The organism is Brevibacillus sp. SIMBA_040 (assembly GCF_046535075.1).
In the GTDB taxonomy this organism is placed as follows: Bacteria; Bacillota; Bacilli; order Brevibacillales; family Brevibacillaceae; genus Brevibacillus.
Map to the genome: position 1 here is coordinate 140,273 of NZ_JAWRXI010000002.1, position 25,071 is coordinate 165,343.

General features: G+C 47.2%; 20 protein-coding genes and 1 pseudogene. 3 read left to right on the plus strand and 18 right to left on the minus strand.

From position 1 onward, the window contains the following. Positions 1 to 161 precede the first annotated feature (161 nt). From SB752_RS03625 to SB752_RS03640, 4 genes are all read right to left on the minus strand, one after another. Positions 162 to 1,076 (minus strand): DMT family transporter, encoded by a 915-nt coding sequence (locus SB752_RS03625; RefSeq protein ID WP_410714376.1) that lies wholly within the window; start codon positions 1,074 to 1,076, stop codon positions 162 to 164. Positions 1,077 to 1,177: 101 nt separating this feature from the next. After that, the gene (locus tag SB752_RS03630; RefSeq protein ID WP_410714377.1) at positions 1,178 to 2,095 is read right to left on the minus strand and encodes an LLM class flavin-dependent oxidoreductase; all 918 of its coding nucleotides are present in this window, start codon (positions 2,093 to 2,095) and stop codon (positions 1,178 to 1,180) included. Positions 2,096 to 2,098: 3 nt separating this feature from the next. Next, complete coding sequence (locus tag SB752_RS03635) at positions 2,099 to 3,316, minus strand: ROK family protein (protein WP_410714378.1); 1,218 nt, start codon at positions 3,314 to 3,316, stop codon at positions 2,099 to 2,101. Positions 3,317 to 3,390: 74 nt separating this feature from the next. Continuing rightward, positions 3,391 to 4,005: a TetR/AcrR family transcriptional regulator gene (locus tag SB752_RS03640; protein ID WP_410714379.1), complete on the minus strand. Its 615-nt coding sequence runs from the start codon at positions 4,003 to 4,005 to the stop codon at positions 3,391 to 3,393. 182 nt (positions 4,006 to 4,187) lie between these two features. On the opposite strand from SB752_RS03640, the gene cyoE reads away from it, so the two are divergent. Next, positions 4,188 to 5,105: a heme o synthase gene (gene cyoE / locus SB752_RS03645; protein WP_103106205.1), complete on the plus strand. Its 918-nt coding sequence runs from the start codon at positions 4,188 to 4,190 to the stop codon at positions 5,103 to 5,105. A gap of 98 nt (positions 5,106 to 5,203) precedes the next feature. Here the strand turns inward: cyoE and SB752_RS03650 are convergent, their stop codons facing one another. The 4 genes from SB752_RS03650 to SB752_RS03665 form a co-directional block, all read right to left on the minus strand. Beyond that, the gene (locus tag SB752_RS03650) at positions 5,204 to 6,184 is read right to left on the minus strand and encodes a 2-hydroxyacid dehydrogenase (protein WP_410714380.1); all 981 of its coding nucleotides are present in this window, start codon (positions 6,182 to 6,184) and stop codon (positions 5,204 to 5,206) included. Between the two features lie 136 nt (positions 6,185 to 6,320). After that, on the minus strand, positions 6,321 to 8,489 hold the full coding sequence (locus tag SB752_RS03655; RefSeq protein WP_410714381.1) for an acyltransferase family protein: 2,169 nt from the start codon (positions 8,487 to 8,489) through the stop codon (positions 6,321 to 6,323). A gap of 652 nt (positions 8,490 to 9,141) precedes the next feature. Beyond that, positions 9,142 to 9,342, minus strand: coding sequence for a hypothetical protein (locus SB752_RS03660; RefSeq protein WP_103110924.1), 201 nt, complete (start codon positions 9,340 to 9,342; stop codon positions 9,142 to 9,144). A gap of 136 nt (positions 9,343 to 9,478) precedes the next feature. Next, entirely contained in the window at positions 9,479 to 11,443 is a 1,965-nt protein-coding gene (locus SB752_RS03665; protein ID WP_410714382.1) for an ATP-dependent DNA helicase, read from the minus strand. A gap of 211 nt (positions 11,444 to 11,654) precedes the next feature. Between SB752_RS03665 and SB752_RS03670 the strand changes: the two are divergent. Next, positions 11,655 to 12,014 (plus strand): annotated as a pseudogene (locus tag SB752_RS03670) (Lin0512 family protein). A gap of 70 nt (positions 12,015 to 12,084) precedes the next feature. On the opposite strand, the gene SB752_RS03675 reads toward SB752_RS03670, so the two are convergent. Then, positions 12,085 to 12,423 (minus strand): MGMT family protein, encoded by a 339-nt coding sequence (locus SB752_RS03675; protein WP_410714383.1) that lies wholly within the window; start codon positions 12,421 to 12,423, stop codon positions 12,085 to 12,087. Positions 12,424 to 12,536: 113 nt separating this feature from the next. Beyond that, on the minus strand, positions 12,537 to 14,336 hold the full coding sequence (pepF, locus tag SB752_RS03680; RefSeq protein ID WP_410714384.1) for an oligoendopeptidase F: 1,800 nt from the start codon (positions 14,334 to 14,336) through the stop codon (positions 12,537 to 12,539). Positions 14,337 to 14,724: 388 nt separating this feature from the next. On the opposite strand from pepF, the gene SB752_RS03685 reads away from it, so the two are divergent. Further along, positions 14,725 to 15,951 (plus strand): aminopeptidase, encoded by a 1,227-nt coding sequence (locus SB752_RS03685; protein ID WP_410714385.1) that lies wholly within the window; start codon positions 14,725 to 14,727, stop codon positions 15,949 to 15,951. 82 nt (positions 15,952 to 16,033) lie between these two features. Here SB752_RS03685 and cdaS read toward each other — a convergent pair whose 3' ends face one another. The 8 genes from cdaS to nikB form a co-directional block, all read right to left on the minus strand. After that, a complete protein-coding gene (gene cdaS, locus SB752_RS03690) occupies positions 16,034 to 16,645 on the minus strand; it encodes a sporulation-specific diadenylate cyclase CdaS (RefSeq protein ID WP_410714386.1) in 612 nt (203 codons plus the stop codon). Between the two features lie 113 nt (positions 16,646 to 16,758). Further along, on the minus strand, positions 16,759 to 17,520 hold the full coding sequence (locus SB752_RS03695) for a LamB/YcsF family protein (protein ID WP_410714387.1): 762 nt from the start codon (positions 17,518 to 17,520) through the stop codon (positions 16,759 to 16,761). Then, positions 17,517 to 18,533 carry a 5-oxoprolinase subunit C family protein gene (locus SB752_RS03700; RefSeq protein WP_410714388.1) on the minus strand — a complete coding sequence of 339 codons (1,017 nt, stop codon included), beginning with the start codon at positions 18,531 to 18,533 and terminating at the stop codon, positions 17,517 to 17,519. Before SB752_RS03700 ends, SB752_RS03695 begins: the two co-directional genes overlap by 4 nt. Beyond that, positions 18,530 to 19,246: a 5-oxoprolinase subunit PxpB gene (pxpB, locus tag SB752_RS03705; protein WP_410714389.1), complete on the minus strand. Its 717-nt coding sequence runs from the start codon at positions 19,244 to 19,246 to the stop codon at positions 18,530 to 18,532. The genes SB752_RS03700 and pxpB overlap by 4 nt, the downstream gene beginning before the upstream one ends. Before the next feature lie 76 nt (positions 19,247 to 19,322). Continuing rightward, positions 19,323 to 19,970, minus strand: coding sequence for a pyroglutamyl-peptidase I (gene pcp, locus SB752_RS03710; protein ID WP_410714390.1), 648 nt, complete (start codon positions 19,968 to 19,970; stop codon positions 19,323 to 19,325). Further along, a complete protein-coding gene (locus SB752_RS03715; protein WP_410714391.1) occupies positions 19,967 to 23,146 on the minus strand; it encodes a M14 family metallopeptidase in 3,180 nt (1,059 codons plus the stop codon). The genes pcp and SB752_RS03715 overlap by 4 nt, the downstream gene beginning before the upstream one ends. Before the next feature lie 12 nt (positions 23,147 to 23,158). Further along, a complete protein-coding gene (locus SB752_RS03720) occupies positions 23,159 to 24,070 on the minus strand; it encodes an ABC transporter permease (protein WP_410714392.1) in 912 nt (303 codons plus the stop codon). Then, positions 24,067 to 25,002 carry a nickel ABC transporter permease gene (nikB, locus tag SB752_RS03725; RefSeq protein ID WP_410714393.1) on the minus strand — a complete coding sequence of 312 codons (936 nt, stop codon included), beginning with the start codon at positions 25,000 to 25,002 and terminating at the stop codon, positions 24,067 to 24,069. The genes SB752_RS03720 and nikB overlap by 4 nt, the downstream gene beginning before the upstream one ends. Positions 25,003 to 25,071: the final 69 nt, after the last annotated feature.

Consider the following 25,071-nt stretch of genomic DNA (forward strand, 5'->3'; position numbering starts at 1 on the left):
GAAACGATCGTAAATCATCGTTTAATACCATACATTCACCCTTTTTCTGAATTTTGTGTTTGTTTATACTATACAAAAAATAACACGGGATGCACACACACATTCGCTCATAACAAAAAAAGAGGGCTATCTCTGCCCTCTTTTTTCCTATTGCGGCAACATTACACCGATTTCGTCTGTTCTGCCAATACTCTCCCGCTCGCACCCTGCGGAGCTTGCTTCGATCGTATCGAGGCCACGACGACCCCCGCTACAATCAACAATGAGCCCCCTACTTGTACGGCAGTGACATGTGACCCAAGCAATAAAAAGCCAACAAGCATAGCGACAAACGGCTGTAAATTAAGAAAAATAGCTGCTTTCCCCGTACCTACGATTTGCAGCTGAGAATTCCAAACAATCCCACATACGCCTTGCATCAAAATTGCCGTCAAGATGAGCAGCAGCCACGCCCAACCCTCATGGCTAATCTTTGCTGCTGGATCGATTGTGAGCAGCGCCGCGGGTGTCAGAAAAAGCGTGCCCATTGTTGTGGAATAGACCGTTGAAATAAACGGGTGCAAGGTCTGCGTCAGCTTCCGAATGATGATCATCGAAGACGAGAATGTAACCATGGCGATAACGATGAGCAGTACGCCCTTGGAAATAGATAAGCCTGCCCCTATCCCAACGACAAAAAAAGTGCCCATGAGTGCCAGCCCAGAACCGATCTTCATGCGCAATGTAAATTGTTCTTTTAAAAACAGGGAAGCAAGTACTGCTGTCACAATTGGTGCCATGGATAAAATCAAGGATGCTGTAGTAGCATCTGTTGTCAGCAAACCATTAAAATATGCGGTTTGATTCGCCAACGTCCCTATCAGTCCGAGCATGATCAACAAGCCTAACTCTTTTGAATTGATTTTCACAAACTTTTTGGTCACCCAGGCGTAAATCAGTAAAAACATCGAGGTAAATAACAACCGAACATCTGCAAGAAATAGCGGTGGAAATTCTTTGACCAAAATACTCCCAAACACAAAATTACTGCCCCATAACGTCACACAAAACAACAATAACATGTAGGACCGAATCATGGATTATCCTTCTTTCGCCCGTTGCATTATACATATCGTAGCAATACTACATGAGAAACTGAAAAAAGTCCATGAGTTTAACTGCTATACTTTTATCTAATTTATGTCCGATCAAACACATTGGCACCAGAGACAATCATGGATTGGGTAAGTAATTCGTAAGACCGAAGTCTCTTCTGATAATCAGGAATATCAGTAAGGATCATGAACTCAGAAGCTTGATATTGCTCCCCCATTTTTTTCAGTACTGTCGATACATGGTCGGGATCTCCGATAACCGGATCACGAAAGGATCGTGCCCTCCACCGTTCTGCGAGTGCTTGCGCCTCTTCCATCGAATCCGCACAGATAGCACTGACCGCAACAATTACAGCTGGCTCTTGCCGCATCCTCGACGGTTGAAAGGCATGCCTGTACAAAGCAAGCGACTCTTCACCGTCGTGCTCACTCATGAAATGTCCAAATACATAGCCCGTCCCATACATCGCTGCCAATTCCGCACTTTTTTTATTCGTCCCGAGCAGCCATAACGCAGGAGGATCAGGTGGAATCGGACGTGCGAAAACGGGTTGTCCTTCTACCGTGAATTCGTTTTCGAGGAGTGCCGATAAATCCTTGAGCAGCTCAGGCATCCGGCGTACCTGTTCCAGGAAGCGATCACTGAGCGCCATCGAAGCATGCGCAGAACCTCCGGGGGCACGGCCAATGCCTAAGTCGATACGCCCCGGATGCAGAGTTGCCAGCAGAGAAAAAGCTTCTGCGACTTTATACGGTTTGTAGTTTGGCAAAAGAACTGCTCCTGAGCCAAGTCTAATCCGAGTAGTCTGTGCCCCAATATGAGCGAGCAGTACTTCGGGACTTGATGAAGCAAATTGAGGCATATCGTGATGTTCAGATACCCAAAAGCGTGAGTAGCCTAATGACTCCGCCGTTTGTGCCAGCTTTACTGACTGCTGCAAGGCCACAAGAGGTGACACTCCCTCATAAATGGGGGATAAATCAAGTATGCTGAGCTGCAACGCCTACGCACCTTCCTCCATGAAGTAATCCAAAATCATCGTAGCAGCACCAACAGCTACGGCACGTTCCCCGAGCATGCCGCGGCTAAAGATGACCTGATAATCAGTATAGTGTTTCATGCGTTGTCTCGCGGTCTCGGTTGCGATCTCATAAAACAAGTCCATGTCCCTTACCAATGCACCGCCTAAGATGATCCGATCGGGGTGGATGAGATACATCAAATTCGTTAGCCCAACGCCATAGTAATACGCTGCTTCCTTCACAACCTCTGTACATAAGGGGTCGTTCTTTGAAACAGCATCACAAATTTGCGCGTAGCTTACTTCTTCTTCCGCTAGCTTCATTCGGGACAGGTATGAGCTTTGCCCTTTTTTCAGACGGCGATTCACTTCTTCTTGTACGGATAAAATCGAAGCGTATGCTGACAGACAACCCACATTGCCGCAAGTGCATGTTCTGCCCTGCACATCGACCACCATATGTCCAAAAGCGCCCTCCATGTCTACAGGTCCTCTGACAAGCTTGCCGTTGGTCAATACTCCACAACGAATCCCTATACCGGTTACGTTATAAACCAAATGATCTGCTTTTTTCCATAACCCATTTCGAAATTCTCCGAGTGCAGCTGTATTCGCTCCATTATCAAGCAGAACCTTGGTTTGAAACGACTGGCTTAGCCTTTCCGTAATAGCGATTTGTTCCCAACCAGCTGCGGGAAAATGCTCTGGACGTATAATGATCCCCTTTTCACGATCCAGGGGACCAACCGCTCCTACTCCAATCCCCAAGAGCTTTGAGGTAGTGATCTTGTACTTTTGAAGAATGTGAAATAGATCACTTTGGATTAGCTCTACTATTTTTTCAGGCGTACTATCCTTCCTCATCGGGTACTTTGTTTCTTCAATAATTGTCATACTGAGATCCATGACGATCACTCGCGAATGCGTACGCGAAATCTCGATGCCCGCGACGTAATTGACAGTTGGCTGAATTTGATAGGTAAGTGGCCTTCTCCCACCACTTGATTCTCCGTAGCCATGCTCCAGTATTAAGCCTGACTGAAGCAGTTCATCGATAAGTCTGGAACAGGTTGACTGTTTGATTCCTGACCACTTCACAAGGGTGGCTTTGGAAACAGCACCGTGTTTATAAATCAGCCGATACAATTGCAGCAGAGTTTTCTTTTTTGGCGATGGGTCTTGAAAGAAATGGTTGATCATGGGATTCCTCTCCGATAGGATCGTTAAAATGATCAGCATCTCTATATGTATATCCCACAATGGGTGTTATTCTGCTACTTTTCTAGAACCGGTGGGAAAAGAATATTTTGCAATGCTTTTCCGTAGAGATGCTCGGGCATATCCTCTTTACTGATATAATGAAAAATGGCCATGCCATTCTCTAGCGACAGGATCGTCCAAGCCATTTCATCCGCAGTTAAGGGAGATTGATGTTTCTGCTTTACCATCAACTGATCAACGGCATCGGAAATATGCCCGATAGACTTCTGGATCATTTCTGACCACTTGTGGCTCACAGATTCTTCCCGCATAGCGTAGAGCAAAAACTCCATATTAAGCATGCTCCAAACCCGGTTTTCCTGTCGGATGGAATGAACATAGTCCTGCATGGTTTCTATAAAATGGGGGATGGAATGGTGACGGTCGATGACGGCCAGGATGTTCTGTACATGAGCGTTCATCTGCTGCCCCATAATAGCCAAAAAAAGCTCTTCTTTGGAACTAAAATGAGCATAAACTGCCCCTTTACTGAAACCAGCATATTCGGCAATTTTATCGACTGAAGCCCCGTGAAAGCCGAATTTCGCAAAGGTTTCAACAGCGGAGTCCAGAAGCAATTGCCGTGTTTCCATTTTTCGCTCCCCTTGCGTTCGCCTGCGTCTGACCATTCCTCCCCCTCCCTCTCTTGACATTCGTACCCTGTAGCATTAATATACCACATAGTATATAAATTCGTATAAGTATGTAATTAATTTTAAGCTTGGATAACGCAGAAAAAGAAACTACCAATCATGTCACTCTAGATTATGAGCTGACTTTTATATATTCTAGTAAGGGGAGGTGGCTCAGCATGCGGGGAGAAGCTAGCGCTGCAGCGCAGAAACAAAGTCTGCCATCTATTTTGTCGCAAACCGTAAAAACCGGTATCATTAAATCGAACTTGGTTCCAATGTTCGCAGGTCTGACATTGGCTATGTATACATACCACTATAGCCTGCTTGAGAAGCTACCAGAAATCTTGCTTGCCTTAGTGGGTTCGTCCCTTATTATGGGTGCAGCCGGTGCATTTAACAATCTGTACGATCGCGATATTGACGCAATTATGGAAAGAACCAAAAAGAGACCAACCGTGACCGGTGAAATTCAAGCTCATGTGGTTCTGTGGCTTGCTATCATCATGACGGTTCTGGGTTTGATCGCTCTCGCATTTACCACTACTCTAGCAGCTTTCCTAGGGTTTCTAGGATTGTTTTTTTATGTTGTACCCTATACCATGTGGAGCAAGCGAAGAACGATTTACAATACAGAGATCGGAAGTATTTCGGGAGCGATGCCGCCTCTTATAGGATGGGCCGCTGTCTATCCGGATATCACTCATCCTGCCGTTCTCGGTCTTTTTATCATTATGGTGATTTGGCAAATGCCTCATTTCTACACCATCGCTATTCGCAAGCATGACGAATACAAGGCAGCCAAGGTTCCGATGCTCCCAGTTGTCAAAGGAATAAAACGCACCTATATCCAAACGAATATTTATCTGGTTGTCTTAATTGCTGCCAGCTTTCTCTTTGAGTCTCTGAGTATCGGTCTGATGCTGGTTGCCCTGCTGCTGAGTATCGCTTGGCTGGCACTTAGCATTCTTGGCTATAAAAAGATGGATTCAGAGAAATGGGCAAAATCGATGTTTATTTTCTCGCTCATTCATATGACTGTTCTTTTTTCAACGGTCATTATCTACTCTCTCATGGGTATTCTGTTTGGATTGTAAGGAAAAGTCAGCATAAACGAATTGCAAAGCCCATTCCATTGTTCCGGTTTTCGCCGAATGGAATGGGCTTTTTTCTTTTCTCGGTTACGCAATGGTCATTAGGAGCGCTTGGTTGGGATCGCCGTCAGTAAGGCTGGCGGTTGTTTCCCCTGAACTCCCATAACGAGATTGTCAGCAGCAAACTGTGCCATCGCTAATCGCGTCTCGGACGTGGCTGAACCAATATGAGGTAGTGTGACTACATTAGGCATGGAGAGCAGAGGATGGTCCGGACGTACTGGTTCTTGTACAAACACATCCGTGCCTGCTGCCAATATCTCGCCATTTTGCAAAGCTCTCACGAGAGCATCTTCATCAACGGTCGCTCCTCGGGAACCATTTACAAAAATAGCCGTCGTTTTCATGAGGGCAAATTCCTTCTCTCCAATCAGCTTTTGTGTGTCTGGTGTCAGCGGAACCATCAAACAGATGAAATCTGCTTCCTGACACAGCTCCTCCAAAGAGCAATACTTCGCCTGATACGTATGCTCTACTTCCTCATTACGGGATCGATTATGGTAGAGAATGTTCATACCGAACCCAAAGTGAGCTCGCTTGGCAATAGCCGCTCCGATTCGTCCCATCCCGATAATCCCGAGTGTTTTGTGATGCATATCTACCCCGAAATGCGTGGGGGTAAGGTTTGCCTTCCACTCACCTGCTTTCACATAATGATCAAGCTCAGGTATTCTTCGGGCTACTGCCAGCATTAGGCCGATCATCGTATCTGCAACTGTTTCATTCAATACATCCGGCGTGTTTGTCGCCATAATTCCTCGGCGGTTCAGCTCAGCAATATCCAAATTGTCGTAACCAACCGATATATTGCTGACAATTTTTAAGTGTGGAGCCTTATCCAATAACTCCTCATCTACTTTTAACCCTGCGCCAAAGAGTCCCTCCGCCGTCTTTAATTCCTCATAAAAGGCATCAGATGTATTGTCGTCGATATTTTCAAAATAAATAACTTCGCAAGTGTCCCGTATATATTCCAAAATGGCCGGCTCCACTTTTTTATAAATAATCACTTTTGGTTTCATGTGCACTCATCCTCTCTCACAAATGAAAAGACCAACGAACCTGTTGATTCGCTGGTCTCTTATCCTTTTCGAAAGAAGGCACACAATTCCTGCTACTTCTCAAAAGAATTGTAGATATTTTGCCATCAAATACGCTTTATGATTCGCCACCTGACGTATCAGCTTTGGCTTCTTCAGCTTGTTCTGTATCACCGGCTGCTTGATTCACTTCTGTATGCTTTGATTGATCGGCAGATGTGGGGTGGATAGACTTGGCAAGCAGTGCAGCATAGGCTTCAGAGCCCTCTCGATTCAAATGCACGCCGTCCTTGTAGAAGTAGGAGCTTTTTCCTGCACTTGCTGCGTACCAGTCAATCAGGCTCGTGTGTGGATAGGCAGCGGCAACCTCCGCCAACGTGGTATTGACGACACTCTCCCACGGCTTCGGTACTCGAGTGTTGACCAAAATGATTTGATCGACACCCTCTAATGAATGCAGCAGCTTTTCCAATTGTTTTTTGCTGAAGGACCCGTTTGTACCGAGCTCAATGATGACGCGGTTTCCTAGTAATCCTTTTTCTTTTAGCTTTGCTACAAGCTCTGGTGCTTGTGACATCTGTCTGCCGATTTTGGCATCAATGACGATTCCAGGGAGCAGTTTTTCCAGGTGTGGAGCCACATCAAGCATGACGGAGTCTCCTACTGCAGTGATACCTTTTCCAGAGCGGGCGGCAACCTCTTCAGGGGGCTTCGTCTGTTCTTGGTTCTCTGAGCTGGCTGTCCCTTGTGAATCTGTGCCTTGGGATTCGTCAGGCTTATTTTCATTCGCCGCATCTTGTGTTTGTTCCGCAGCGGATTTGTCTTTGTCTTGTTTCGGTTTTTCGGTTTTTGCTGATGCTTTAGCCGAGTCATTCGTCTTGACGGGTGCGGTAGGCTTTTTACCCGATTCAGGCTTGCTAGGCAGAGGAACGATAGGACCATGTGGACCGAGCCCAGCATCGAGCTGACTGTCTTTCCCTTGCTCTTCTGGCAATTGAGCCATGCCAGATGATTTCGAGGATTCGATTGCTTCTGAATCCGATTGTGGCTGGCTTGCTGTTGCGTCTGAGCGCAGAGATGCAACGCCGAAATAGGTCACACACAAGATAATTGCGCAGCACGACGCAATCCATCGAGTTCGTGTATATCGCTTGGCTTCCTTACCTTGCTTCTCGTGATGCAATTTTGCCCAAACCTTGCCCAATGCACCTCGCCGAATCGGTTCTTCTATATACTTCCATGACAATGCTGCCAGTACAAGCGTTGCGGTCAGTTGAAGAATCGCGTGGGTGATCTGACTCCATTCACTTTGTTCAACCGTTGGGGTAGTCATAACGATGATTGGATAGTGCCATAAATAGATGGCATACGAACGTACACCGAGCCAGCGCAGAGGCTTACATCCCATCCATTTGGCAAAATGACTTGCTGGATGTGCAAGCACAGCAACTACGACGGCGCTCACGAGGGACAGTAGGACTAATCCTCCGCGGTATAAAAAATCATCATACTGATTCGTATTCCAAATGCTGTAAAGCAAGATACCCAGACCTAAATAGCCAATAGAATCAAGGGTTATGCGAGCTTTCGCAGATATATCGGGGGACAGTTTTCGACTCGGCCAGACCATAGCCAGTACCGCGCCAATAAGAAGGGCAAAAACCCGTGTGTCCGTTCCGTAATAGACCCGACTAGGATCTAGACCTGGTTCATAGAGGAGTGCCATCGCCAGGGCGGACAACGCTGCTGCTACAACAGTGAGCATAATGAGTGGACCGCGGCGTTTGACAAAATGTAAACCGAGGGCAAGTAGTAGCGGCCAGAACAAATAAAATTGTTCCTCAACAGCCAGTGACCACAAATGACCGAGTGGAGATGGCGGACCGAATTTTTCAAAATAGGAGACATCCTGAAAGATAAGCCACCAGTTGCTGACGTACAAAATAGCCGCTGGCACGTCACCGCGTACACTTGACATTTGGGCTGGTGAGAACATGGCTACCCATGCCACTACCAGCATCAAGAGCGATAATAGAGCGGGCAAAAGCCGCCGTGCTCTGCGTATCCAAAAATCCTTCATAGCGAGGCGACCATGACGAGCCCACTCGGCAATGAGCAAATCGGTAATCAGATAGCCTGAGAGGACGAAAAAGATCCCGACGCCCAAAAGTCCTCCAGGTGCCCAGTTGTAGTTCAGATGATAGACGATTACGGCAAGTACCGCCAGAGCTCTAAGTCCGTCTATTCCGGCCATGTAACGGCTGGAGCCTTTGATTGGTTCAGGCATTGTGACGGCCTCCCTTGCTCTTCGGTTGGCGATTCTTACTGGTTTTCTTACCATTTGTTGCTCTTAGTTGTTTGTGATCCCAGGTGTGATTGCTTTGTTTGATTACCGTACTCGTCATGCAGTTCATCTGCATACTCCCCTTTTACTTCTGTTCTGTTTTACTTTTGTAGGTGGACGGGGGCAGCCAATACACATCGGGAAATGCGCGCGAAAATGAATGCAAAAACCCCTGATTTCTAAGAAGAGGAAGAAAACGGGGTTGGTCTCGTTCATAATCTTTATGGATGATGAATTAATCCAAACATCATGGCCCGTATTCAGGATGTGAACAACTACTCACAGTCAGATTTTTTTCGGTCTCCTTCTTACTTATGTATGCTGCATCGCCTCATTCCTGCCCGGTATTTTACGGAAATGACCCGGACGATCGCGAAGTTCATCCGTACTTGCGCTAAACCTCGTGTATCCTGATTATAAGACGCCTCAGTCGTTAAACGCGTTACAAATTGTTTACAAATTATCATTGAATTTTTCCCGGTAAATCACACCAAAAAAAGAAAGAGCTACTGGCCCATTTTCGTGCCAATAGCTCTAATTCTCTACCCTCATAATCTGATTGATAGAAACAATAATAGCGCTTTTGTCAAGTGCATTAAACATGATGGGTAAACAAATAATTCAGGAACAATCCCCCGCTGACTACAGCAATCGCCATGCAGACAATCCCACTGCGCACACGCTGAGATACGAGTCGCATAAAGCCAAGGCAAAAGAAAACACCAGTCACCAGAAAATAGGAGATTCCGACCCAGAACAAACTCCATGGCAAGTTGGCAAAATCGATGTTACCCACTCCTGAACACCTTCCCTGTTTCATTCTACTTTTCATTCTTTCTACGATGAACCTTTATTATAACATCCAGATATCCTGTTGATGCCAATTTGTGTCGAACGTAACAGAAGTGTCATACATCACCATCTCATTTGAATCAAGTGAGCGAGTCCACTGGCTCCTCGTTCCACTCCACACCGACAGGGAAAATAGCTTTTACGTGTTTGCGCAGCTTTTCATCACGATGCAGCTCTGCACTATAAATCGTGACGATTCCCTGATCCTCTCTGGTGCGAATTAATCGGCCTATTCCTTGGCGTAGACGAAGCAGCATATACGGCAAATCTACCTCTTCCATAGCAGAAGCCGCTGCTTTTCGTTTCGCGGTAAAGACTGGATCGTTTGGAGGGAATGGCAAAGACCAGATGATCACGTTGGATAGAGATGGTCCAGGAACGTCGAGACCTTCCCATAAGCTGACCGCACAAAGACTACTCGCTTCGTCATTTTGGAAGCAAGAGATCAAATGGCTAATTTCCTGATCTCCTTCATACAAAAAATGCAGATGGGCGATCTCCGAATATGAACCAATTGCTTGTTTGAACTGCTTCATTTCTTCTATCGACGAAAACAGCAGCAATGCTCTTCCTTGCGTCTGTTTCAGTTGCTTGACTGCACTGTTCATTTTTTCCGTAAAAAGATCGTTTCCAGACAGCTTAGGAACAAATGCTTTCATTTGCTCTTCATATTCGTAAGGAGACGGTACTGAGAAGGACAGATACTTTTTTATCCCCAAGCTTCCTGCTACAAATTGGAAAGCGCCATCTACAGATAAGGTTGCTGAAGAAAAAATAATCGGCATATTTTGCGAGAACACGCGCTCGCGAAGAACTTCCTGCACCAGCTTTGGCATGACAATCAATGTCGGTCCTGTCAGCTCTTCTGTCATCCACGAAATGACATGCCCCGGGTCCTGGAATAATCGAAGCGCCAGCTGCATCATTTCCAAATGCTCACCGACAATCCGCAATTGGAACTCATCGAGTGTATAGAGACCGCTTTCAAGTGCCAGCTCTTCTTCGATCCAATCGACAAGGCTCGTGAAACGGTGAATCGATTGGAGCAGTTCTGGATGAAAGTGTATCTCTTTGCGATTGGAACCGACAACAGCTATGCTCTCTTTATCCAAGCGTGAAAATAATTCTTCGCTTTGGGCAATGGCTTCTTCAATGGCTACTGCCAGCGACTCCCGAATCTCTCCCTTAAGCAAGCGTGTAATAATCTCTTCAAATACAGCATGGTTGAGTTTATAGGTTAATGCTTTTTGCGCGGCAGGCTCAAGCAGATGGCCCTCATCAAAAATAACCGAGCTGTGCGGAGGAAGCAAAGGAAGCTGCCCGCCCCGTTTTCTCGTCTCATATGTCCACACATGCTCCATGTAAAAATCATGCGAACAAATAATTAAATCGGCCGATTGGCGATAATGATTTCTGGATAAGGTTTGACCACAGCGATGCTGCTTGTCACAGGAAAAACAATCCTGGAACGTATCCCAGTTCATTTTTGCCCATTGCTCGTCGTCCAGCTCTGGATACGTGCTGCGATCTCCGTATGGATAAAAGGATTGCAGGGCTTCATGCGTGTGCACAAAAGAAGGCAGCTCCAAATAAATCTGCTGATAAGCTTCTCCTTCTTCCGGCTGGTATCTGGCCTCATCCAGCTTTTGCAGGCATACGTATTGATCTGGAGATTTTCCCAATCGCGCATCAATTGTCAGGTTCAGATGCCGCGCAAGCTTGGCAATATCCCCTTCCGGCTTGACCAGCTGCTCGATCAACGACTCATTCGCACAGGCGATAATTGCAGGCTTTCGCGTATAACGCGCATAACAGACCGCGTATAACAAATAGGCAAGTGTTTTCCCTGTACCGACTCCTGCCTCTGCAAAGATCGTTTGCTTCTCGGCAAAGGCACGCTCCAGCTGAAAGGCCATGTAGATTTGCTCGTCTCTTACTTCAAATCCTGCTTCAGGCAAAATTTCATAAAATACGTCCGCTACCCAATCGCTCACCTGCGAAATGAATGGTTGTGACGGATCGTACGCAAAAGGATACCGTTCCACTTCTGTCCTGCCTCCAATTAATGAAAAGAATCATCTCTGGTTTATACCAACATGTAATGATGACATGTCTACGCGATAAACACAATACGAGACCTTCAAAAAATAGCGAGACAGCCCTAATTTTATCGAACGGGAAGCTTTCAGGGTGATTCGTGGTAAGATGGAGGAGAAGAAATACATAATCGAAGTCTTAAGTAGGAGTGATTTGGCAATGGAAAAAGTCATGTTTATTGAAATCGGAATGGGTATCGATCTACATGGTCAAAACGTTACCAAAGCAGCGGTTCGTGCTGTACAAAATGCCATCCATCATAATTCGATGCCGGGCCTTCGTTCTGTTCTTCCAGACAACAACATTCATAACATGAAAGTAAATGTGCGACTGGCTGTTCCCGCTGACAAGGACAAGCTCGACTTGGAAACAGTTCGCGCAGAATAGCCATATGGAAGTGTGACGTTTGAGGTGATTGATGGCGGGATGCTGACAAGCAGTGGTGTCGTAATCGCTGAAAAAGAGGACAAAAACGATCTGGCCTATGTGGTCATCGCCTCAGTAGAAGTAGGCTACTAACTCCTACTGAAGTTGAAGAAAATACCTCCCTCAAATCGTACTAGACATGCGATTGGTGGAGGTATTTTTATTAGGTAACCGATTCATCACTCTCACCAGGAGGGAACGGCTGATGCAAAAACTTGGCAAGATCAATCTCTCCTTCCGCCGAAACCGGCACACCTTCGCTTTCCAGGTACATCTTTTGCAAAGTGAATGATTCATCATCCGTAAGTCCGATTCGCCCTTTGGCATTGATTACTCTGTGCCAAGGCAGCTTGTATTTTTTGCTCATCGAATGGAGTATGCGAACAATTTGTCTGGCTCCCCGCGGGCTCCCAGCAAGTAGGGCGATTTGACCGTACGTCATGACGCGTCCTTCGGGAATGCTGCCAATAATGGCGATCGCCCTTTCGGTAAAAGGTCTCATATCTGCTTTCGTGACCCCTCTTCCTTTCGTTGATATGCAAGCGGGCTTGTGACGCTTTCGCCTTCACAAGCCCCCACACGTCTCAAATTCCAATCATCGTCTTTTGCGTTCGTTTAAAACAGTTTTTCCAATTCGTCTACCAGACTGCCAACATACGCTACAGCATCGCGAATCGGTTGAGGATCAGCCATGTTGACACCTGCTAGCTGCATCAGCTCCAAAGGAGTTTTTGTACCGCCTGCTTTCAGTGCTTCCAGCCAACGATCAACTGCTGGCTGACCTTCCTTCTGGATGCTTGCAGCCATCGCAGTAGAGGCAGTCAGGCCTGCTGCATACGTATACGGATACAAGCCCATGTAGTAATGCGGTTGACGCATCCAGGTCAGGCTCGCTGCCGAATCGAGTTCGACTGCATCTCCCCAGAATTCGGAGAGTACCTCGCCTTTCCATTCGCACAGCTTCTTCGCAGTCAATGGCACATCTTGCATTGCAGCTTCATATACTTTACGCTGCATTCTACCTTCAAGCAAATGAGTGACAAAGTTGTGGTAGTACGTATTCATCAGCTGCAAGATTACCCAACGCTTTAAACGAGGATCGTCGGATTGTTGCATGATATGCTGTGCCAGCAAAAGCTCGTTAATCGTCGACGGTGCCTCGATAAAGTACAGGGATGGACGTGCATTGGTGTAAGTCTGATTGCGTCCCGCCAGTGAGAAATGACCGCAATGGCCAAGCTCGTGAGCCAGTGTAAACGCACTGCGCATATTGCCCGACCAGGTAATCAAGATGTAGGAATGGTTGCTGTACGGTGTGGAACAGAAAGCACCTGTGGACTTGCCTACATTGTCTACATAGTCAATCCAGCGCTCATTCAGCGCTTTTTCCATGATCTTTACATATTCAGGTCCCATTACCTCAAGAGCTGCTTTAATTGTGCGTCCTGCTTCTTCAATCGTAACCGGCGGACTGAACTCGGGATCGAGTGGCGCTTTCAAATCGCAGAAGGAGAGCTTTTCCAGTCCGAGCTCTTTGGCTTTCAGCTTGGCAAAGCGGCGCATATGCGGTGCAAGCTCCGTACCGATAATATCCAAAATGTTATGGTACATCTCCAGTGTCACTTGCTGCGGGTGCAGAAGCATCTCGGTAACCGACTCATATCCACGCAATCTGGACATGACCGTTTGTTTCTTGACTTCTGTTGCATACACAGAAGCAAAGGAATTCTGGTAGGATGCAAGCGTGCGTGAAAACGACTCGTAGGCAGATCTGCGCAGCTTTGTATCGGATGACATTTCGTAATCAGATTCAAACAGAGCAAAAGAGACCGGATTCTCTACTCCATTACTGTCTGTCACGGATTCAAAGGACATATCCGAAAGCTTTCCACGCTGATAGATGGTGTAAGGGGCTGCAAACACTTCACCCAATGCTGCCAAAGCTGCTTCTGTATCCGCTGAGAGACGATGCGGCTTCGTTTCTAAAAGGTCAGACAGGTGTTTGCGGAAAGGCTCCAAGCCAGGCTCTTCCTGCAGGAATTTTTCAATTTCTCCTTTTGGCAATGCTAATATCTCCGAAGGAATAAAAGAAAGTGATGCGTTCAGATGAGAAACCATATCCCCTACTCGCGCAGAATTCGCCTGATTTTGTGGGTTCGTTCCGTCTTCAGAGGATCGCAGGCTTGCGTAGGACGCCACAAGCTGTGCCCTGATCGTGATCGCTTCTCTTGCCTCGAGGCAAGCAAGCAGTGTTTCGGCACTCGTATGTAATTGACCTTGAAACGCAGTAACAACCGGCAGTTGACTCACAATATCAGATAGTTCGGTTTCCCACGCTTCTTGACTTTCAAACAGATCATCCAAATTCCACGTAAGCGATACATCGACTTGGTCACGCGTTTGTCTTGTTTTCACGGTTTATGCCTCCCTCGATGGTTCAATAAAATGTTTTCTATTATTAAAGTTTGATTCTCTTTCGAATTTTCCTCTAATTCTTAAAAATAAAACCAACACGGTTCGACCAAAAAACATTCAATTTTAGCTCATCAAGGTAATCTAGCTCGAAATTCCATAGGATCTGTCTGTTTCTGCGCTTTCCTAGGCAATAAGAAAACCTTCATCGAGGTTTCTCCAGGAGGAGCGACCGTGTTTTAGCGGAAGGTTATTCTTGCTAAATCAGGATGCAGATAACATGAAGTTTATCCTTTCTGATTTAGTCAAAAAATAAGTAGCAAGTATTTCCAGTCAAATAGGTATAATAGAACAGAATGCTCGTTTTGTAATGGAAGAGGAGGTTTTCACCATGTCTTTTAATACTCATTTTGAACGTTACGCAGAGCTCACTGTCCAAATAGGGGTAAATGTACAACCGATGCAAACGCTCGTAATTACAGCTCCTATTTCTACTGCCCCTTTTGTCCGGAAGGTGGCAAAAAAGGCATATGAAGCAGGAGCGAAGCATGTCATCATGGAGTGGTCTGATGATGAACTGACACGCTTGAAATTTGATCTCGCTCCTGATGAAGCCTTTACAGAATACCCACTATGGAAGGCAAAAGGGTTGGAAGAAATGGCTGAGAATGGTGCAGCCTTTTTGTACGTAACAGCCTCTAACCCTGATCTGTTAAAGGGAGTAAAGCTAGAGCGAATCTCTGCTTCTAATAAAGCTGCAGGTCAAGCCCTGAATGCGTTCCGAAATTACACCATGTCAGATAAAGTGAGCTGGTGCGTCCTCGCCGTGCCTTCTCCACAATGGGCTGCCATGGTCTTCCCTAACCTCCCTGCTGAGGAGCAGGAAGCTGCGCTGTGGGACGCCATCTTCCGGGCAACCCGTGCTGACATGAATGATCCAGTACAAGCGTGGCATGATCATCATGCGGCGCTGAACAGCAAGGTCGATTTACTCAATGCTAAGCAATACCGATACTTGCATTACACTGCTCCGGGAACTGAGCTAACGATCGAGCTACCTCTCAAACACATTTGGATTGGCGGCGGTGGCCATAACGAAAAGGGTGTTTTCTTTATGGCGAACATGCCGACGGAGGAAGTGTTTACTGCTCCTCTGAAAACAGGAGTAAACGGCAAGGTAACCAGCACAAAGCCGCTGAGCTATCACGGCAATCTCATTGAAAATTTCACGCTGACCTTTAAAGATGGCAGAATCGTAGAAGCAACAGCGAAAAAAGGAGAAGCATCGCTCAAGCAATTGATTGAAACAGACGAAGGCTCACATTACCTGGGTGAAGTAGCGTTAGTCCCTCATCTCTCGCCTATTTCCCAATCGAATATTATTTTTTACAATACATTGTTTGATGAGAATGCCTCTAACCATCTCGCTATCGGAAATGCTTACTCTGTCAATATCGAAAATGGAGCAAAAATGACCAAAGAAGAGCTAGAGCAATACGGAATCAATACGAGCATGACTCATGTTGATTTCATGATCGGCTCGGCTGAGATGGATATCGACGGGGAAACGGCTGAGGGAAATCGGGAGCCTATTTTCCGCAAAGGTAATTGGGCTTAAATTCGTGACGAAAAGAGAGGTGACCGCCTCTCCTTTTTTCTGTACGATACAATATAAAAAGCGACGAAGCTGTGTCCCTACGCTATTGAGTAATAATCGGATAAAGATGCCCCTGAAGCGCAAAGGATGCTTTCCCTGTCTCCTCAGAGACTACGATGATCAGTGCATCACTGACTTCGCTCATCCCGATCGCAGCCCGATGCCGGGTACCCAGCTTTTTCTCCCCGACCACGACCTGTGACAGCGGAAGCACGTTTGCGGCGGAAATAATTTGATTTTGCCGAACGAGCACCGCACCATCATGCAGAGGACCGCCCGGAAAAAAGATAGACTCCAGCAAAGAATGGCTAAGCCACGCTCCAATCGGAATACCTGCTTGCAGAAGCGTGCTCAGCGTGTCATCGCGCTCAATAACGATGAGAGCCCCTTGTCTTTTCGCTGCCAGGTGCTGGACAGCAACAGAAACATCCTCGTATTTGTCTGTATACGGCGCTAAATAGCATTGTAAATAAAAGGATGCTGCTACCGTCTCCAGTCTACTGAATCTGCTTCTGATCTGTTCAAAGGTACCTAGAAGACACCCGTTTTCGTTAGCGAGAACGTCTATGCTTTCTTCCATCGCTTTTGAAATCGCGACTAATTCTGTTCTCAGCTCCTGCTTCAACAGCGATGTATCACAATTCACATGCTCCATGGAAACCCCTCAATCACAAAATTGTCTTTCCGTCCTTCTCTTATGGTTGAGTGTTCCCATCTGCTGACAAAAGCATCCGGCTTGCAGCGGCTGAAAAATCGTGACACCTACTCCTATGAATGAAAAGCCTTTACGGAAATTTGTGCGGCGGTAAGTGCCTGTCGAATATGCTGGGCGAATTCGAGCGCATGAGCCCCATCTCCGTGAATGCATATCGTATCGGCGGAAATAGGCACATCGATCCCTTGCTCGGACTGCACAACGCCTTCATTTACCATCCTCACGACCTGCGTCAATGACTTATCCTGGTCTGTAATCATTGCATTCGGCTGGGTACGTGGTGTAAGTGTACCGTCTTGTTGATACGTCCGATCTGCAAATACCTCATGTGCAGCACGTAGGCCAATCTTCTCACAGGCCTTCGTGTGCTCGCTGCCTGCCAGTCCAAACAGAATGAGATTGGGATTAACCCGATACACAGCTTCAGCGATCGCTTCAGCCAGAGGTGCTCTGGTGGCAGCCATATTATATAAAGCGCCATGAGGTTTTACGTGCTGCATCACTCCACCTTCTGCCTGGACAAACGCTTGTAGCGCTCCTATCTGGTAAACGACGATATCATGAGCTTCCTCTGCGGACAGCTCCATATTTCTACGTCCAAATCCGACCAAATCAGGAAATCCAGGATGAGCTCCGATAGCTACGCCCGCTTCCAATGCCATTCGTACTGTCTTTTTCATGGTGGCAGGATCCCCTGCGTGAAAGCCGCAGGCGATGTTAGCCGAGCTGATATACGTCAATATTTCCTTGTCATTTCCTAACGAGTAAGCGCCAAAGCACTCTCCCATGTCGCAGTTAATGTCTACAGCTTTCATCGTTCTACCCTCCATCCCACATTCATTTCCATCCCGAGTTTAATCTGTTTCATCAAGATCTCTCGCTCGTATAGCGCTGACTGAGCATCACGAAGCGAGATCTCCACAAAACGAACGGGGTCGCCTGGCCGCAATTGAGCTACGACTGACAAGTCTACACTAGCCACGTAACCGATTTTTGGATAACCACCGATCGTTTGTCGATCCGCCATGAGAACAATCGGTTGTCCGTCAGGCGGGACCTGTATCGTTCCTGAAGTGACGGCAGCTGAAATCAGCTCGTTTGGAGAAGTCAGAGTAAGGGTCGGCCCAGTTAGGCGATATCCCATCCGGTCGGAACGTGGCGATACCTGAAAGGATTGTTGAAAAAAGCTGTGCCTGCTCTGCTCTGTGAAATCATCAAATTGCTCTCCGCGAATCACTCGCACAACGGCTTCTTGAGTCGTAGAATAGGAATTTGCGGAAATAAACCAATTCATATGGGAATAGGAGGACGAACCCGCCTGATTTTTCAATTGTTGTGCGAGAAAAAGACTATACGGACTTTGCTCATGATGTCTAAGCGTATCACCTGACTTCAGCATTCTTCCCTCGAAGCCTCCAAAGCCAGCCCGCAGGTTGGTGCTCCGACTCCCCATGACTAAAGGAACGTCCCACCCTCCTGCTACCGCTAAATAGGCACGGCATCCGTGCTTGGCATGTCCGAACTGCAGGACACTCCCACTTTTGATCCAAACGGGACGATTCGATAAAACAGGCTGGTCATCAATTACCGGGTTGAACTCGCCACCACATATCGCTATAACCATGTCTTTTTGAAACAGCAAGGTCGGACCTTTTATTGTGATCTCAAGAACTGCGTCAGTAGACTTGTTGCCGACTAGCAGATTAGCCATTTGCAAAGCCAAATCGTCCATCGCTCCACCTACATTGACACCGTGCTGTTGATATCCGTATCTGCCGCGATCTTGCACAGTAGTACTAAGTCCGGGCGAAATGACTTCTATACTCACGAAGACACCTTCTTCCTCTCATCGTATTCCCCTTCAGAAATAGGATGGAAGCGAATCTTGTCACCTGAGCGCAAAAGACTCGGCGAGTGTTCATCTGGCTGAAACAAGCTCTGTGGTGTTCGACCTATGATTTGCCATCCGCCTGGGCTTTCAATTGAGTAAATTCCAGTTTGAGAGCCCCCGATCCCTACACTTCCCATCGGAATAGAGAGTCGTGGCGAAGACCGTCGCGGTGTAGAAAGTCGCTCATCCATCCCGCCTAAATACGGAAATCCTGGAGCAAATCCGATCATATAGACCAGGTACTCTGCGGAGGAATGGATGGCAATGACCTCTTCACTACTGATTCCGTTATGCTTTGCTACTACTTCCAAATCCGGCCCGAAGCTACCGCCGTAGCAAACCGGAATTTCTACGAGTCTAGATTCTCGCGCGTAGCTTTCTGGAAGATGCTCTGCCATTTTCTTGAGAATTGCGAGGACACGCTCGTAAGGTATGACATCACTACTTGGATCAGTGAGAAGGATGGGATCATAATAGACCGTTACGGTAGTAAAGCCTGATACGAATTCTACCATTCCAGGGAAAGGATGGTTCTGAAGGTACTCAGAAAACGTTACGACCTTCTCATGTGTCGTTTGATCAATGACGTCCCCTAGTTTGACAATGACACCCGAATCCCCAAGAGGAGAGAATTCATGGTTAGGCAACATTTCCCCCTCCATTTCGATTATCGGTACTGTCACGTTACCTGGTAAGAAAAGAAAAGAGGAGGTTCACTCCTCTGGATCAACTGATCTGTCCGCCACTTACGACGATATCTTGATCATGGGAAATCACGGCTTCAATTGCCACACGCAAACCTTTTACAATCGTTTCCAGCGCCATACTTGGTTGTCCTGATTGTCTGGCTGCCTGTTCTGGAAGGTACGGGATATGAATGAACCCTCCACGGATGGCTGCCTTATTCTCAGCTACGTAATGCATCAAGCCATAAAACACGTGGTTGCATACATACGTGCCCGCTGTCTGCGAGATAGAAGCAGGGATTCCTTGTTGCTGCAGCTCATGGACCATCGATTTGATCGGAAGAGTCGACCAGTAAGCTGCAGGGCCGTGCTCCACAATCGGGGTGTCGATGGGCTGGTTTCCTTCATTATCGGCAATCCGAGCATCATTCACATTGATCGCGACGCGCTCGATAGAAAGGTCACCGCGGCCACCTGCTTGGCCTATGCACAAGACGATATCTGGCTTCGTCTCCTCTATTGCTGCATACAGATGCTCGATCGATTTATCAAAAACAGTAGGAATCTGCCGCACTTCCACTTTGTATTGATCGGATTCGATTTTTGCCAGCTCTTTGACTGACTCCCAAGCTGGGTTGATAGGCTCTCCTCCAAAAGGATCAAATCCTGTAACAAGAACTTTTGTCATAACTCCTTACCCCCTATCTGTATCGGTCGCAGACGCGTCATACGGATGCTGCTTTGCTCATCTTGACGTGAAACTACTTGTGGACATGTCGCAACACTTCTGAGTACTTCCCGGTTAAACACCTTATGTGCTTCCATACAGTCTCGCAGCGCGTCACCCCAAACCGTCTCATCGGCTGCTTCCGTAATCAAATCAAGCGTTATCCACTCTGGAAAACGTGAGACCAAGGAAGTGGACGAGCGATCAGGCTTGGTGGGCCAGCGGTAAAATAGCAGCTCGTGATCATCTGGCAACGGGAAAATAGCTGGTTCCCAGTTGTGACCATATCGTACATAGCGTTCCACATATTGCTTATTTTTGTTCCAAAGGTGCGGATTTTGCCTCATGCCATCCTCTGTTGCTTTTTGAATCGTATCAAGCGCAAGTGCATGGTGAGGATATGCTGTTCGATCCAGCTCACGACCAATTCCGTAAAAGAGTGAAATCGGCACCCAATACGATACGGGAAATCGCGGTGGACTGTTGTACCCTGCAAAAGGCTGCGTCCACTCATGAGAAGGAATTCCGTGATCATCGATAATCACATCAGGCAGCCAGCGATAAAATAGCTGCGGGACAACTCGTGATTCACCAAAAATACTCGGTTTAAAGCGATGATTCGTATACTCCAGACCCACTGCGTTATAGCGGGCGGCGTGATGCTTCCAATACGGATTCTCTTTCACCAGCTCCTGATGAAGGGCGATCCCATCCGGATTGGCATAGGGAATCACGACGAGATTAAAGCGCGTTAGCCACTCCGCTCTTTCGGTTACGATTTCTTTTACGAGCTCTCGGATGGCAGGCATACTGGACACTTCGTTCGGATGATGCCCCGCTTCGATCAGAACAGTCGGCTTGTATAGAGACAGCTTGTGAGTCGATACATAACTGGAAACACGAGGAGTCGTAACCTCCACCGTATAGATTGACCGACCTTCAAACGATTTTTCGACTTCCCAAATATGGACAGACGGATGTGCAGCAAGCTCAGCCCACTCATCAATCACCAGCTCTTCCTTTGGTTCAGCAGGTGCGCAATTCCACTCCTCGACCGTGCTCGTCGAATCTTTTTTCAACAATAAACGTGCACGCACTGGCTCTGTTTGCTGTTCATCAAAGTACAGATGTGTGGTGGCAATAGTGTGAGCTTGCTTCTCGTTATATTCTTTTACGCGAATGGTTGCATGGGGCGAAATCCCTGTTTCCACCCGGACGTACGGACGTACCGCTCCCGGAGAATTCCATGCCACTCCCGTTTCTTTTTCACCTAGATAAGCATAGTAGTCAAGCGTATAAAAATAAATATCCTCGTGTAATGCTTCTAAAGACGAAATCGTCTCTTCATCGATATTCAGCCGCTCTTCTTGTTCACTCATCACGATATCGACATCGATTGAGTAAAAGAGAGGAATGTCCCCTTGATATGGCCCCTGTTGTTTTTGCATAAGAGCTTCTGTCAGCTTCGGTAAAAATTGCTGTGTATAATACTGCCAAAATCTTTCCCGATCAGTAGGAACTACATAGTGGTTAACCGCCAGACCGTCGCTAATGGTCAAACCAGACGTCGTCGGGTAGGCATGTTTCACCTGATCGGCATACGGAACCGATGCTACAGGAACATCCAATTGCCATGTTCCCAGCAAGTTCTGATTTTCGCCATACACCTCTACCTGATAGGTCGTCTGCAACCGTTCATTTATCACGAATGAAGTTTGGGACAAGGAAATTCCTAGCTCCTTGGCAAGCAGCTGGTCTACGGGATACAGCTCCTGTAACCAACGGTGTGATAGCTCCATCCCATCGTTACGCGATTCCCGTTGAAACGAGATTGCTACTCGTTCCACTCGCTTGCCAGAACGCTGTAAGATTGGAATGATTGTTTCCTTTACCCAGCACAAGCCTGGCTTAAATGCTGAATGTATATGTACACGGTGTACGATTTGCGGGAGCAACCGGGAGATAGTATGACTCCAGCTTCGTTCCAGCGCCCGTCGTATCTCTACCGGTTCAGACAAAAAGGCCGTGATCACCAGAGGAGCCGATGCTTGCTTGCCCTCTTTCAGCTGCTGAGCGAGCGTCTCGATCTTTTCCTGAAACAACTGCTCCATTTCGCTTCTTTCACCTGAGTCACTCCATGTGTTCTCTACAAAAAGCGGAAAGTCCTGCTGAATTGTCTCGCTAGACGCACTATTCTCCCACTTCCCATAAGTGCCGCCGGTTTGATGCGGGGTCGCACTCGCGAAATAATCAAGTGCCGAAATTATGGAGCCTTCTCCACCAGTGATTCGAATCACTCTGGCTGTAACTTCCTGCTCATCAGCTACAACAACTACCTCGGCCTGCGTGTTTGACTTGTTTGGTTCGATGTTTACTGCAAAAGTCAGTTCTGCCACGCGTTCCTGTTCACCTGTCAAGGGAAAACGAAGCCCAGTCGATGCCAGCCCTATTCGAGCAGCGAAACGAGCAGAAGCTGTAATGGATGCGCTTGTCGTAATTCCAGTAAAGAAAACATCTGTTTGACTTGTAACATCGATGCGACCTGCTTGATAAAACCCGGCAGTAGTCCAGAGCTCACCGAGACTATCGAGCGGCACCGGACGAGCTACCGATGGCTTCGCAGCATACACCGCTTCATTCCCAGAAGCAACCCCGATCTGTTCAACCAGAGAATCTTCTGCCCTGGCATAAAGCTCGATCATGCCAGTACGGTATTTGATTGCTTGTATGACGTGATCCGTTGTACTCACACTCACCACAGCCGGCCAGCTTGCTGCCATCCAGCGCATCAGCCGGCTAAGGCTCGACTCATTTCCGCCTAGAAACTCAAGCCGTTTCTTATCCAGCTGTATACGACAGGCTGCCTCATCCGCTTCATAAGCCGAATCGATAAATACGGTGCACACCCAGTCTCCGTCTTTTGGAGCTTGCGCTGCATCAGGAGTGTCCGCCTCGCGAATTTCGGGTAAATCCAGTTCACTCGTTTCCAATCCTAACCGGGCACAGAAGTCAATCAATCCTTCTACAGCAATGCCTGTTTGGTGAAAAAAAGAAACAGACAAGCAATCAGCAATTCCATCCTGATTTTGATCGCCCACCAAACCTGCAGTCGTAAAGATGTCACGTAGTCCTCTCACCAGTCTGCCTCCTTACACACGCAAATTAGGATCAAGCTCGTCACGCAGCCAGTCGCCGAGCAAATTAATGCCAAATACGGTCAGCATAATCGCTATACCCGGGAAAGTAGCTACCCACCAGGCTGTTTCTAAATAGTTACGACCATCTGCAAGCATGCCGCCCCAGGTTGGGATGGAAGGGTCCACACCAAGACCAATGAACGTCAACGACGCCTCCAGCAAAATGTTTACCGCAACATTTAACGTAGCCAATACGATGATGGATGATAGAACATTCGGGAGAACATGCTTTCTGATGATACGTAAATTCGTAGCACCAATCGCTTTTGCAGCCTGTACATACTCCATTTCTTTTACGCTCATAACCTGACCTCGAACCAATCGGGCGAATCCAACCCAGTTACTAATCCCCAAAACGAGAATGAGCTTCCATAATCCTGCCCCAAAAACCGTCATGACAATGATCGCAAACAGAATAAAAGGAAAAGCAAGCTGAACATCTGCCAAACGCATCAAGAGATCATCAACCCATCGCCCGTAAAAACCGGCAATTAGGCCCAAAATGACACCGATGACCATAGATATTAATACAGAAACGACACCGACGAGCAGCGATACGCGTGCTCCATAAATAATCCGACTAAGCAAATCACGACCGACCTGATCGGTTCCGAGTATATGCTCTGATTTCCCCGTATCATCCATCCAGGATGGGGCAGTCAATCGCGCGCGCAAATCAGCCTTGTCAGGTGTAGTCGGTGCAAGTACTGGCGCAAAAAGAGCTGATAACAAGGTAATCAGGAGCAAAAACATCCCTGTCATCGCCCACGGATTACGAACAAAGCGTCTCCCCATCTTGTTCCATTTTCCGCGTCTTTTTACTGGCGGATTCGTCTGATTGTTAGTAACTGCCGCTGTTGTCATTCGCTTTTTCCTCCCCCCTGCCTGATACGTGGATCAATAAAGCCATAACTGATGTCAACCAACAAGTTCACGAAAATCATCAAGAAGGACAAGATGATTACCGACCCTTGAATGACTGGAAAATCACGCTGGGAAATGGCATCGATCAGCATCCGACCAATCCCTGGCCATGAAAATACCTGTTCAATAATAACCGTACCACCTAGCAGCGTTCCGAACTGCAAACCGATGAACGTGACGGTTGGAATCAATGCGTTACGCAAGCCGTGCTTGATGACCACGATCCATTCCTTGATCCCTTTGGAACGAGCTGTATTGATGTATTGCTGATTCAAGACCTCAAGCATCGAAGAGCGCACGAGGCGTGCCAGGATACCTGACAAAATAAGACCGAGTGCCACAGACGGCAAAACGAGATATTCCAGACCTTGATAGCCAGAAGCCGGGAACCAGCGCAGCTTTACTGCGAAGATAATGATCAGCATGATCCCAAGCCAAAAGTTCGGGAAGGAAATGCCGAGCAAGGAAAAGATACGGCCGAAAAAGTCTGCAACACTTCCTCTGCGAACAGCGGAAATAATCCCGACAGGAATCGCAATCAAGAGGGCGACGAACATCCCGCCAAATGCGAGCAACAGAGTTGCCCCCATCTTCTCTTGCATCATGGCAATAACACTTTCACCTGTACGAAACGAGGTACCCAAATTTCCGGTAAACATGTCTTTCAAATAAAGAACGAACTGAACATACACTGGCTCATCCAAGCCAAGGTTTTTACGCAATTCCGCTATGGCTTCTTTTGTAGGCTCGCCTGCCTGGAACATGATCGAAACCGGATCACCTGTCAAACGAACGAGTACAAAAATAACAAGGGTGATAGCAAGAACGACAAAAATACTATGTAACAAGCGTCGAATCAAAAAGGTTGTCATCCCGCTCCTCCTTTTTCATAAATGAGGGGAATAGAAGAGACATCTTCTACTCCCCTGTTCAATCTGTTT

What these genes read in the sequence shown, in the direction of transcription:
- SB752_RS03655 (WP_410714381.1), bottom strand. Translation starts at nt 8,489, where the DNA reads ATGCCTGAACCAATCAAAGGCTCCAGCCGTTACATGGCCGGAATAGAC.
- cdaS (WP_410714386.1), bottom strand. Translation starts at nt 16,645, where the DNA reads ATGGAGCATGTGAATTGTGATACATCGCTGTTGAAGCAGGAGCTGAGA.
- SB752_RS03650 (WP_410714380.1), bottom strand. Translation starts at nt 6,184, where the DNA reads ATGAAACCAAAAGTGATTATTTATAAAAAAGTGGAGCCGGCCATTTTG.
- SB752_RS03720 (WP_410714392.1), bottom strand. Translation starts at nt 24,070, where the DNA reads ATGACAACAGCGGCAGTTACTAACAATCAGACGAATCCGCCAGTAAAA.
- pxpB (WP_410714389.1), bottom strand. Translation starts at nt 19,246, where the DNA reads ATGTTGCCTAACCATGAATTCTCTCCTCTTGGGGATTCGGGTGTCATT.
- SB752_RS03640 (WP_410714379.1), bottom strand. Translation starts at nt 4,005, where the DNA reads ATGGTCAGACGCAGGCGAACGCAAGGGGAGCGAAAAATGGAAACACGG.
- SB752_RS03625 (WP_410714376.1), bottom strand. Translation starts at nt 1,076, where the DNA reads ATGATTCGGTCCTACATGTTATTGTTGTTTTGTGTGACGTTATGGGGC.
- cyoE (WP_103106205.1), top strand. Translation starts at nt 4,188, where the DNA reads ATGCGGGGAGAAGCTAGCGCTGCAGCGCAGAAACAAAGTCTGCCATCT.
- nikB (WP_410714393.1), bottom strand. Translation starts at nt 25,002, where the DNA reads ATGACAACCTTTTTGATTCGACGCTTGTTACATAGTATTTTTGTCGTT.
- pcp (WP_410714390.1), bottom strand. Translation starts at nt 19,970, where the DNA reads ATGACAAAAGTTCTTGTTACAGGATTTGATCCTTTTGGAGGAGAGCCT.
- SB752_RS03635 (WP_410714378.1), bottom strand. Translation starts at nt 3,316, where the DNA reads ATGATCAACCATTTCTTTCAAGACCCATCGCCAAAAAAGAAAACTCTG.
- SB752_RS03675 (WP_410714383.1), bottom strand. Translation starts at nt 12,423, where the DNA reads ATGAGACCTTTTACCGAAAGGGCGATCGCCATTATTGGCAGCATTCCC.
- SB752_RS03685 (WP_410714385.1), top strand. Translation starts at nt 14,725, where the DNA reads ATGTCTTTTAATACTCATTTTGAACGTTACGCAGAGCTCACTGTCCAA.
- SB752_RS03695 (WP_410714387.1), bottom strand. Translation starts at nt 17,520, where the DNA reads ATGAAAGCTGTAGACATTAACTGCGACATGGGAGAGTGCTTTGGCGCT.